The 10,713-nt window shown below is 67.4% G+C and carries 7 protein-coding genes and 2 pseudogenes; 4 read left to right on the top strand and 5 right to left on the bottom strand.

From position 1 onward, the window contains the following. Positions 1-78: 78 nt before the first annotated feature. The 4 genes and pseudogenes from MBELCI_RS12690 to ilvD all read right to left on the bottom strand — a co-directional run bounded on the left by MBELCI_RS12690 (position 79) and on the right by ilvD (position 5,585). Positions 79-983, bottom strand: a pseudogene (locus MBELCI_RS12690) (LysR family transcriptional regulator). A 120-nt stretch (positions 984-1,103) separates the two neighbouring features. After that, positions 1,104-3,118, bottom strand: a pseudogene (locus tag MBELCI_RS22340) (FAD-dependent oxidoreductase). Between the two features lie 101 nt (positions 3,119-3,219). Next, positions 3,220-3,855: a DUF6478 family protein gene (locus MBELCI_RS12680; RefSeq protein WP_131505552.1), complete on the bottom strand. Its 636-nt coding sequence runs from the start codon at positions 3,853-3,855 to the stop codon at positions 3,220-3,222. After that, positions 3,852-5,585 carry a dihydroxy-acid dehydratase gene (ilvD, locus tag MBELCI_RS12675; protein WP_021694630.1) on the bottom strand — a complete coding sequence of 578 codons (1,734 nt, stop codon included), beginning with the start codon at positions 5,583-5,585 and terminating at the stop codon, positions 3,852-3,854. The genes MBELCI_RS12680 and ilvD overlap by 4 nt, the downstream gene beginning before the upstream one ends. A 326-nt stretch (positions 5,586-5,911) precedes the next feature. On the opposite strand from ilvD, the gene accD reads away from it, so the two are divergent. Genes accD through MBELCI_RS12660 form a run of 3 tightly spaced genes read left to right on the top strand, consistent with a single transcriptional unit; the run spans position 5,912 to position 8,717 of the window. Then, positions 5,912-6,907, top strand: coding sequence for an acetyl-CoA carboxylase, carboxyltransferase subunit beta (gene accD / locus MBELCI_RS12670; protein ID WP_021694629.1), 996 nt, complete (start codon positions 5,912-5,914; stop codon positions 6,905-6,907). Beyond that, on the top strand, positions 6,904-8,181 hold the full coding sequence (locus MBELCI_RS12665; protein WP_021694628.1) for a bifunctional folylpolyglutamate synthase/dihydrofolate synthase: 1,278 nt from the start codon (positions 6,904-6,906) through the stop codon (positions 8,179-8,181). Before accD ends, MBELCI_RS12665 begins: the two co-directional genes overlap by 4 nt. Then, complete coding sequence (locus tag MBELCI_RS12660) at positions 8,178-8,717, top strand: hypothetical protein (protein ID WP_021694627.1); 540 nt, start codon at positions 8,178-8,180, stop codon at positions 8,715-8,717. Before MBELCI_RS12665 ends, MBELCI_RS12660 begins: the two co-directional genes overlap by 4 nt. Positions 8,718-8,996: 279 nt before the next feature. On the opposite strand, the gene zapE is transcribed toward MBELCI_RS12660, so the two are convergent. Next, positions 8,997-10,070, bottom strand: coding sequence for a cell division protein ZapE (gene zapE / locus MBELCI_RS12655; protein ID WP_045320121.1), 1,074 nt, complete (start codon positions 10,068-10,070; stop codon positions 8,997-8,999). Between the two features lie 95 nt (positions 10,071-10,165). Here zapE and MBELCI_RS12650 point away from each other — a divergent pair, with 95 nt between their 5' ends. Next, positions 10,166-10,630, top strand: a complete 465-nt coding sequence (locus MBELCI_RS12650; RefSeq protein WP_131505551.1) for a GNAT family N-acetyltransferase — start codon at positions 10,166-10,168, stop codon at positions 10,628-10,630. Positions 10,631-10,713: the final 83 nt, after the last annotated feature.

Genomic DNA, 10,713 nt, shown 5'->3' with positions numbered 1-10,713 from the left:
ATTGGTCACGGATGAAAAAAGGCGGCCCCGATCGGGGCCGCCAAGTTGGAAGCGGGATGCAGAAACCGCCTCTGGGGATCACCAGGTGTCGGGGCCTTTCTCGGCGAAGGCCTCGACCAGAAAATCGATGAAGGCGCGGACCTTGGGCTGGGTGAAACGCCCCGGCGGATAGACCGCGTAGATTCCTTGCGTCTCGGCGGGCAGGTTCGGGATCGCCTCCTCCACCAGCCCCTTTTCGAGCGCGTCGGCATAGAGGAAAGACGGCAGGTAGGCGATGCCGAGGCCGCCGATGCAGGCGTTGAGCAGCGATTGCCCGTCATTGACGGTGAGCCAACCGGCAGTGCGCACCTGCCGCTTCTCGCCCGACGCGCCGTGAGCTTCCACACCGCGCCGTTCGAAGCGTTGGAGTAATGCAGCAGCTTGTGTTCGTTGAGATCGTCGATCCGCGTGGGTCGGCCATAGCGTTCGAAATAGGCAGGCGAGGCGATCATCTTCTTGGAGGTTTCGGTGAGCTTGCGCGCACGTAGCGTGCTGTCCTCCAACTCACCGATGCGCACCGCCATGTCGAAGCCTTCGGAGATCAGCTCCACGAAGCGGTTGTTGAGCACCATGTTGACGGTGATGTCCGGAAATTCCTGCAAAAAATCACCGAGCACCGGGCTAAGATGATTCACGCCGAAATCCGTGGCGACCGAGATCCTGAGCAGGCCCGAGGGGGCCGATTGCATCGAGGTGACGAGCGCGTCGGCCTCGCCCGCGTCATTCAGGACACGCCGCGCCCGGTCGTAATAGGCCAGCCCGATCTCGGTCGGCGAGACCCGCCGCGTGGTGCGGTTCAATAACCGTGCGCCCAGCCGCGCCTCAAGCGAGGAGACATGCTTGGAGACGGCGGATTTGGAGATGCCCATCTTGCGCGCCGCATCGGTGAACCCGCCCTGATCCACCACCGTGGCAAAGGCCTCCATCTCGGTCAGCCTGTCCATGGCCGCTCTCCACGCTTGTCGTTTCGGTCGGCTCCTTGTGACCATGGATTCGGGCATGATTGGGTCGAAGCCCTGACAATAAAGCGGTTTACCCCCGGACCGATGCGCAGGCGGAAACAGCTAGAGCGTGGCGGCGAGCCGCGTGCCCCGGTCGATGGCCCGCTTGGCGTCCAGCTCCGCCGCCACCTCCGCGCCGCCGATCACATGCGCCGCGACGCCGCGAGACAGCAGCGCATCGGCAAGGCCGCGCTCGCTCTCCTGCCCCGCGCAGAGCACGATGGTGTCGGCCTCGATCAGCCGCGGCCCGTCCGGCGTCGTGACATGCAGCCCCTGCGCGTCGATGCGCTCGTAGCTCACCCCGCCGAGCATCTCCACGGCGCGCATCTGAAGCCCTGCGCGGTGCACCCAGCCGGTGGTCTTGCCAAGTCGTTTGCCCAGCTTCTCGGCCTTGCGCTGCAACAACGTGACGCGGCGGATCGCAGGGTCGGGACGGGGCCCCTCGGGCGCGAGACCGCCACGTGCCACGGACGGATCGCTCACGCCCCATTCGGTCCGCCATGCGGGCGGGTCGATGGTGGTGCTGTGCCCGGTCACCAGATACTCGGCCACATCGAAGCCGATGCCACCCGCGCCGACTACGGCGACGCGCGGCCCCGCCTGCGCCCGGCCCGAGAGCAGGTCGGCATAGGAGATCACGTTAGGGCCCTCCTGCCCCGGAATGCCGGGATCGCGCGGCCGCACCCCGGTGGCGACAATCACCTCGTCGAACCCGGTCAGCTCATCCGGTTCGGGCGCATGGCCGAGACGCAGATCGACCGTGCGGGCCCCGATCTCGGCCTCGAACCAGTCGATCAACCCGCGAAACTCCTCCTTGCCGGGGATCGCGGCGGCGTAGTGCAGCTGCCCTCCGATACGGTCCGCCTTGTCGAACAGCGTCACGGCATGACCACGCTCCGCGAGGGCCAGCGCCGAAGAGAGCCCGGCGGGCCCCGCCCCCACAACCGCGATGCGGCGCGGCGCGGAGGCAGGCGCGAGCACCAGTTCGGTCTCGTGGCAGGCGCGGGGGTTGACGAGGCAGGACGACAGCTTGCCCGAGAAGGTGTGATCGAGACAGGCCTGGTTGCAGGCGATGCAGGGTGCGATGCGCGCGGCCTCGCCCCGCGCCGCCGTGGCGACGAAATTGGGATCGGCGAGGAAGGGCCGCGCCATCGAGACCATGTCGGCCTGACCTTGAGCGAGGATCGTCTCGGCCACCTGCGGCGTGTTGATCCGGTTCGAGGCGATCACCGGGACCGAGACCTCGGGGCGCAGCTTGGCCGTCAGATGCGCGAAGGCGGCGCGCGGCACGCTCGTCACGATGGTTGGCACCCGCGCCTCGTGCCAGCCGATTCCTGTGTTAAGCACGTCGGCCCCGGCCTCGGTCACGGCATGGGCCAGCGCCACGATCTCGGACCACTCCTGCCCCTCGGTCACCAGATCCAGAAGCGAGATGCGGTAGATCAGCAGCTTTTCGGGGCCCAACGCCGCGCGCACGCGGGCCACCACTTCGACCGGCAGCCGCATCCGGTTTTCGAGCGACCCACCCCAACGATCCTCGCGGCAATTGGTGCGGGGTGCGAGGAACTGGTTGAGGAAATAGCCCTCCGAGCCCATCACCTCGACCCCGTCATAGCCCGCCTGCGCCGCGCGGACGGCGGCGGTCGCGATGTCGGAGATCTGCTTTTCGATGCCCTCCTCATCTAGGGCGGTCGGGGTGAACGCGCTGATCGGCGCCCGGAGCGCCGAGGGGGCGACGCAATGCTTGGAGTAGGCATACGCCCGGCATGCAGGATTTGCATGGCGATGCGCCCGCCCTCGGCATGGACGGCCTGCGTGACCCGCGCGTGGTTGGCGATGTCGGCTTCGGTGAACAGCCCCGCCGCGCCGGGATAGACGCCGCCTTCGAGGTTCGGCGCCATGCCGCCCGTGACCATCAGCCCGACGCCGCCGCGGGCGCGCGCGGCGTAGAAGGCGGATACGCGGTCCCAATCGCCGGTTTCTTCGAGCCCGGTGTGCATCGAGCCCATGAGCACCCGGTTGGGCAAGGTCAGCCCTCCAAGCGTGATCGGTGACAGCAGTTTCGGATATTCAGTCATCTGGGCCTCCCTCGTGGCGCGAGAGTGACCATGATTGACGCGCACGTCATCCTCGACGCGACGTCAGCCATGCGCCGCGCGCGGCGCGAGGTCACCTGGCTTCAGAACGCGGCACGGGGTCTGCGCGCGATCACGACGTCGATGATCTCGATCCGTGCGGGCAGCGGTGCTTCGAAGATCAGGTCGATCCACCCCGATTCGATCCGCTCCGGATCGGTCTTGATGGACCACAGGTCGAATTCGGTTCCTGTGGGATCGGTCCGAGGCAGGCCGCGCAGCAATGCCTCGCTGTTGGGACCTTGGCGCAGATTGAGCCGGGCAAAGCCGCGTGGAGGGCCTGCATCGCCGAGATCGACCTCGATCCCGAGAAGATGCCTGCGCCGCAGCCCCGCCAGCACCGGGCCGGGCAGCGCGATGGCGAGGCTGACGAAACCACCATCGAAGCTCTCGGTGCACAGATGCAGCGGCCATAGCCCCTCCGGCCCGGCCCCGGGCCGCTCGATCGTCACGCCGGATGCCGCGTCGTGAAACAGCCGCACCCCATCGCCAAGATCGGCCCCGCTTTCGACGGGACGGGATCCGCTCCCCGGCACGGCCCCGGCCCAGGGGCCGGGGCGCCAAGCCCAGTCGGCCCCCGGAATACGCAACGGCATGGCCGTCCGACCGGCCTCTTGGGGCGCGGACCGGCGCAGGCGTGTCAGGCCGAGCCGCGCCCCCAAGAAGCCGACGCGTCTCACTGGTCCATGTAGACGTGGCTCTCGCCGGCAGCGCCGGGATGCGTCACCGCGCCCTTGCGGGCCGAGCCGACGAGCTGGGCATATTTCCACAAGGCTCCGGCGGTGTAGTCGTTGGTCCGCGCCCCTTTCCATGCGCCCTTGCGCTCGGCCAGTTCGGCATCCGAGAGATCGACCGAGATCTCGCCCTTGATCGCGTCGAGGGTGATCATGTCGCCATTCTTGAGCAGCGCGATCGGCCCCCCATGCGCGGCCTCGGGGCCGACATGGCCGACGCAGAAGCCGCGCGTGGCCCCCGAGAAGCGCCCGTCGGTGATCAGCGCGACCTTCTTGCCCATGCCCTGCCCCGAAAGCGCGGCGGTGGTCGAGAGCATCTCGCGCATGCCGGGGCCGCCTGCTGGACCCTCGTTGCGGATGACGATCACGTCGCCCTCGGCGTAGTCGCGGCGGCGCACCGCCTCGAAGGCCTCTTCCTCGCATTCGAAGACGCGGGCGGGACCGGTGAAGACCTGCTCCTCGGTCTTCATGCCCGCGACCTTCACGATCGCACCGTCGGGCGCGAGGTTGCCCTTGAGACCGACGACGCCGCCGGTCTTGGTGATCGGGCTGGCGACGGTGTGGATCACGCGGCCATCGGCCTCACGCTCGATCAGGTCCAGCTCCTCGCCGAGCGACTTGCCCGACGCGGTGATGCAATCCTCGTGCAGCAGCTTGGCCTTGCGCAGCTCCTTCATCACCACCGGCACGCCGCCCGCCTCGTGCAGGTCCTTGGCGACATATTCACCGCCCGGACGCAGGTTCACGAAATAGGGCGTGTCGAGGAAGATGTTGCAGACGTCGAGCAGGTCGAAATCGATCCCCGCCTCATGTGCGATGGCCGGAAGATGCAGACCCGCATTGGTCGAGCCGCCGGTGCAGGCGACGACCCGCGCCGCGTTCTCGAGGCTCTGGCGCGTGACGATGTCGCGGGCGCGGATGTTCTTCTCGATCAGGTTCATCACCGCCTGACCGGAGAAGTCGCCATATTGGTCGCGGCTCTCGTAAGGGGCGGGCGCGCCCGAGGAGTTCAGCAGCGCCAGACCGATCGCTTCGGAGACGCAGGCCATGGTGTTGGCGGTGTACTGGCCGCCGCAAGCTCCCGCCGAGGGGCAGGCCACGCGCTCGAGGATGTCGAGTTCGGCATCGGTCATGTTTCCGGCGGCGTGCTGGCCCACGGCCTCGAACACGTCCTGAACCACGACATCGCGGCCATTGAGCTTGCCCGGCAGAATCGAGCCGCCATAGATGAATACCGACGGCACATTGAGCCGCACCATCGCCATCATCATCCCCGGCAGCGATTTGTCGCAGCCCGCGAGGCCGACGATGGCGTCGTAGCAATGGCCCCGCATGGTCAGCTCGACCGTATCGGCGATGGCGTCGCGCGAGGCGAGCGAGGAACGCATGCCCTCGTGGCCCATGGCGATGCCGTCGGTCACGGTGATGGTGGTGAACTCGCGCGGCGTGCCGCCGCCTTTCTTCACGCCCATCTTCACCGACTGCGCCTGACGGTTCAGCGCGATGTTGCAGGGCGCCGCCTCGTTCCAGCAGGTGGCGACACCAACCCAGGGCTGGTGGATCTCTTCCTCGGAAATGCCCATAGCATAGAAGTAGCTCCGGTGCGGCGCGCGCTCGGGCCCTTCGGTGACATGGCGGCTGGGCAGTTTCGTCTTGTCGAAACGGGCGTTCTGCATGGGGCTGTCCTTCCCGGAATTGGCTGCGGTCAGGGATAGACAGGGGCCGCCGCGGCGGCAAGGCGCGATGGTGCCCCCGAATTGGTCAATCGCACGGATTTCGACCCCGCCGCCCTCATCCGCGCAAGGATCGCCCCCTTCGGGCCGCGCTTCGGGACATTTCGCGCAATACCCAAGGTTCCTCGCGCCATGTCCCACCCGCGCGGCCACGGGCCATGCTCCCGGCCTCGGCCTCACCCAAGGCCTCCGAAGCACCGCCAGAATTGCAATCCCCGCGCACGAGGCGTATCTCCCCCATCGACCCGACGCGCGCCCGGAGCAGCAAGATGAACTGGATTTCCAACTACGTCCGTCCGCGGATCAACTCGATCTTCTCGCGCCGCGAGGTGCCCGAGAACCTGTGGACCAAGTGCGACGAATGCGGGACGATGCTGTTCCACCGCGAGCTGGCGGACAATCTCAACGTCTGCACCAACTGCGATCACCACATGGCGATCACCCCGCGCGACCGGTTCAAGGCGCTGTTCGACGGCGGCGTGTTCGCGGAGGTGAAGGTGCCCGAGCCGATCACCGATCCGCTCAACTTCCGCGACCAGAAGAAATACGTGGACCGGATCAAGGAAGCCCGCCGCAAGACCTCCGAAAAGGAGGCGATGCTGGTGGCCGAGGGCGAGATCGGACGCACGAAGATCGTCGCCGCCGGTCAGGATTTCTCGTTCATGGCGGGCTCCATGGGCATGTATGTCGGCAACGCGATCATCGCGGCGGCCGAACGGGCGGTGAAGCTGAAATGCCCGCTGGTGCTGTTCTCCGCCGCCGGTGGCGCGCGGATGCAGGAGGGAATTCTCAGCCTTATGCAGATGCCGCGCACCACCGTCGCGGTCGAGATGCTGCGCGAGGCGGGGCTGCCTTATATCGTGGTGCTGACGCATCCGACCACCGGCGGCGTCACCGCCTCCTACGCGATGCTGGGCGACGTGCAGATCGCCGAGCCGAACGCGCTGATCTGTTTCGCGGGGCCGCGCGTGATCGAGCAGACGATCCGCGAAAAGCTCCCCGAGGGGTTCCAGCGCGCGGAATACCTTCTTGATCACGGGATGCTCGACCGGGTGACGCCGCGCGGGCGCATGCGCGACGAGTTGATCGCCATCACCCGGATGCTGATGGGCCTGCCGCAGGCAGTGATGGCCGACCTGCCCGCTCCGGCGACTCCGGAACCGGCGGCGGCCAAGGAGGCCGAAGCCGCGAAGGCCGGATCGTCCCAGACCCCTGCGGCCACACCCGCCCCCGCCGCGTCAAAGGCGGGGCCGCCGAAGAAATGACCGAGGCACCCGGCTCCGACGCGATTCTCGGGCGGATGATGACGCTGCATCCCAAGGTCATCGACCTGACGCTCGACCGGGTGTGGCGACTTCTGGCGGCACTGGATCACCCCGAGCGGGGGCTGCCGCCGGTGATCCACCTCGCGGGGACCAACGGCAAGGGCTCGACCCAGGCTATGATCCGCGCCGGCCTCGAAGCGTCAGGCGACCGGGTCCATGCCTATACCTCACCGCATCTGGCGCGGTTTCACGAACGCATCCGCCTCGCGGGCGAGCTGATCTCCGAAGACGCCCTGACCGCGTTGCTCGACCGCACCCATGCGGCGAACGGCCCCGATCCGATCACCTATTTCGAGATCACCACGGCGGCAGCGCTTCTGGCCTTCGCCGAAACGCCCGCCGAATGGACGCTGCTTGAAACCGGGCTCGGCGGCAGGCTGGACGCGACCAACGTGGTCGAACGCCCGGCGCTCACTGTCATCACGCCGGTCGATCTCGACCACCAGCAGTATCTGGGCGAGACGATCGAGGAGATCGCAGGCGAAAAGGCGGGCATTCTCAAGCGCGGCGTCCCTTGCGTGGTGGCGCCCCAGCACGAGGCGGCGCTCGAGGTGATCGAGGCCCGCGCCGCCCGGCTCGGTGTGCCGTTGATGGTGCATGGCCAGCACTGGCACGTCACCACCGAGCGCGACCACCTCGTCTATCAGGATGAGCGGGGCTTGCTCGACCTGCCGCTGCCGCGTCTGCGCGGGCCGCATCAAATCGTCAATGCGGGCACCGCCATCGCAAGCTTGCGCGCGCTGGGCCGGAACGAGGCCGCAGCCGAGGCCGCAACCCGCGCCAATTGGCCCGCGCGGATGCAGCGGTTGTCGCGTGGCCCCTTGGTGGATCTTGCAGGCGAGGCCGAACTTTGGCTCGATGGCGGCCACAACCCGGCAGCAGGCAGCGTTCTGGCGCAGACCTTGGGCGCCCTGCCCCAACGGCCCACCCATCTGATCTGCGGCATGCTCAACACCAAGGACATCGTGGGCTATCTGCGCCCGCTCGCGGGCGTGGCGCAGGGGCTGCACGCCGTGTCGATTCCCGGCGAGGCCAACACCGTCCCCGCCGCCGACACCGCGCGGGCGGCCCGCGCGGCAGGCTTTGCCGAGACGACCAAGGCGGAAAGCGTGGCGCAGGCAATCCGCGCCATCACCGCGCGCGTCCCCTCCGCCCGCATCCTGATTTGCGGCTCGCTTTACCTCGCGGGCCACGCGCTGCGCGACAACGGATGAGGGTCGGGCCGGTGCCGCTCGCGGCTTTGGCCGCCGTGCTTGCCCTGCCCGCACAGGCTGTTGAGCTGCATTTTTGTTGGCGCGGTGGCGCGGGCTACACGATGACCGGCCTGATGGCCTTTCCCGACGCCCTGCTGAGCGCGCCCCGCGTCACCGAAGAGGATGTCACCCGCTTCGAGATCACCGGCTGGCACGAGGGCGCGCGCGTGGGCGGCTGGAGCCTCGCGGCGCTCACCCCGGATACGAGCTGGCGGCTCGAGTTCGATCCGGTGGAGCGGCGTTTCGTCATGCCCGGCATCGGTGTGTTTCAGGCATGGAACGCGGATGGCGGCGTTGCGGATTGCGGCACGCCGGGTTTCGGCTTCAATGCGGGCAGTGGCGGGCAGGACGTCTGCGTCGACGGACGATTCGTCACTGAATCGACAATTCCTTGGGAAACGCCGCTTTTCGCCGGACCCACACCTGTCAAGCCCGACTGCCTCAAGAATTTACAGCTTTCGGGCAACCTGCCCGAATTCGTGCAAACCCCAAGCTGAAAGACGTCGCGTCTTCAGCGGGCTATCCCCATGATCGGTCGCCTCCGCGCTTCGGCACCTTGAAATGACACAACAGCGCCAAAATCTCGCCCTGCGTTCAGGACGTTACGGAATTTCCCCCTGAGGTTGACCTGTTCATCCAAGGATGGGCATCTGGTTCGCAGGGGAACGAACCAAAGAGGCTCCCGACACCAAGATCAGAGTGTCGCATGGCCAATCTGGACAGTATGGAAGGAGGCCAAGGGAAGCGGCCTCCTTCAATTTTTCCGGTCATCCGCCCTAGCTGCGTCCCCAGCCTTCGGCCTGCATTTCCTCAAGGCGGCTCGCGGTGCGCTCGAACTCGAAGCTGCCCTCGCCCTCGACATAAAGAAAGGCCGGTGCCGCAGCGGCCGAGGCCACCAGACGGGTCTTGGCCTCATAGAGCGCATCAACGAGGGTCACGAAGCGCTTCGCCTCGTTGAAGTTCGACCGCGACAGGCGGGGGATGCCGTCAATCATCAGGATCTTCACCGCTTCGGCCAGCGCGAGGTAGTCGGCCGCGCCGAGAGGTTTGCCGCACAGCTCGTGAAACCCCGCCCTCGCGATGCCGTTGCGATATTGCGGCACTGTCACGTCGCGCCCCGAGACGCGCAGCACCAGAGGCTCGCCGCCCGGCGCGCCCGCGAGATCCTCCCAGATCGCGTCGAGCTTGGCGCGCGCGGTCGAATCACCCGGCATGATCCAGCTCTCCGATCCCTTGAGGCGCCCTTGCCGGTGATCGGTGGGGCTGGCAAGTTCCAACACCTCCATCCGTGCCTTCAGCTTTTCGATGAAGGGCAGGAAAAGCTGCCGGTTCAGCCCGTTCTTGTAGAGGTCGTCCGGCACCCGGTTCGAGGTGGTGACGATGGTCACACCCTGCTCGAACAGCTTCTCGAACAGGCGGCCGACGATCATCGCATCAGTGATGTCGGTGATCTGCATCTCGTCGAAGGCGAGGAAACGCAGCTCACCTGCCAGCCCCTCGGCCACCGGCGCAATGGCGTCGTCGACACCTCGGGCACGGGCCTTGTTCATGTCGGCATGGACCCGCTGCATGAAGGCGTGGAAGTGCCAGCGCGCCTTGGGCAGGTCGATCTCATCAAAGAGCAGGTCCATCAGCATCGACTTGCCGCGCCCCACGCCACCCCATAGGTAGAGGCCCCTCACCGGCTCGGGCGCTTTCGGCTTGCGGAACCAGCCGCCACGCTGCGGCTCGGGCTGCCGCGCGAGTTCGCGCGCGACGCGGTCGAGCGCCGGCAGGGCCGCCTCCTGCGCCGGATCGGGTTTCAGCGCACCGCTTTCGACACGGGCTCGGTAGGCGTCCTGTATGCTCATGCCGAGCGACATAGCCGCCGCTCGGCACATTGCAAAGCCGGGTCCGGCGCGGCAGCATCGGCCCCCTGAAGATCCGCCAAGCCGGGCCCGATGACGTGGCCGACCTCGCCACATTGCACGTGACCTGCTGGGCCGAGACCTATCCCGGCCTCCTGCCCGCCCAGGAGATCGCCCGCTACGACCGCGACCTGCGGCTGCGCCAATGGGAGCAGCAGATCGCCAAGGGCACGAGCCGGATCATGATCGCGCCGGGCGCGGGTTTCGCGCAGATCGGCCCGCAACGCGAGGCCGCGCTGGCGGCGCGCGGTGTCGAGGAAGAGCTCTACGCGCTCTACCTCTTGCGTACGGCGCAAGGAGCCGGGCTTGGCCGCGCGCTCTTTGCCGCGGCCTTCGGTCCCGCCCCCGGCCCGCTTTCTGCGATGGTGCTCGAGGGAAACGACCGCGCCTGCCGATTCTACGAGGCCACGGGCGCGCGGCTGGCCGAGCGCCGCCCCGAACGGATCGGCGATGCGCTGATCACGGATCTCCTCTACCTGTGGGACACGGCGCCTGCTCCTTGAAACGGGGCCATCCCACTCTTCAAATACTCGATCCAAAGGCCGCTACATGCGCATGGCATGGATTGACAGCACCGCGGGATCGC

Origin of the sequence: Limimaricola cinnabarinus LL-001, assembly GCF_000466965.1 — a bacterium.
Lineage (GTDB): Bacteria > Pseudomonadota > Alphaproteobacteria > Rhodobacterales > Rhodobacteraceae > Limimaricola > Limimaricola cinnabarinus.
Note: the sequence above shows the minus strand (reverse complement) of the source record. Positions and strands in the feature narration are given on the sequence as shown.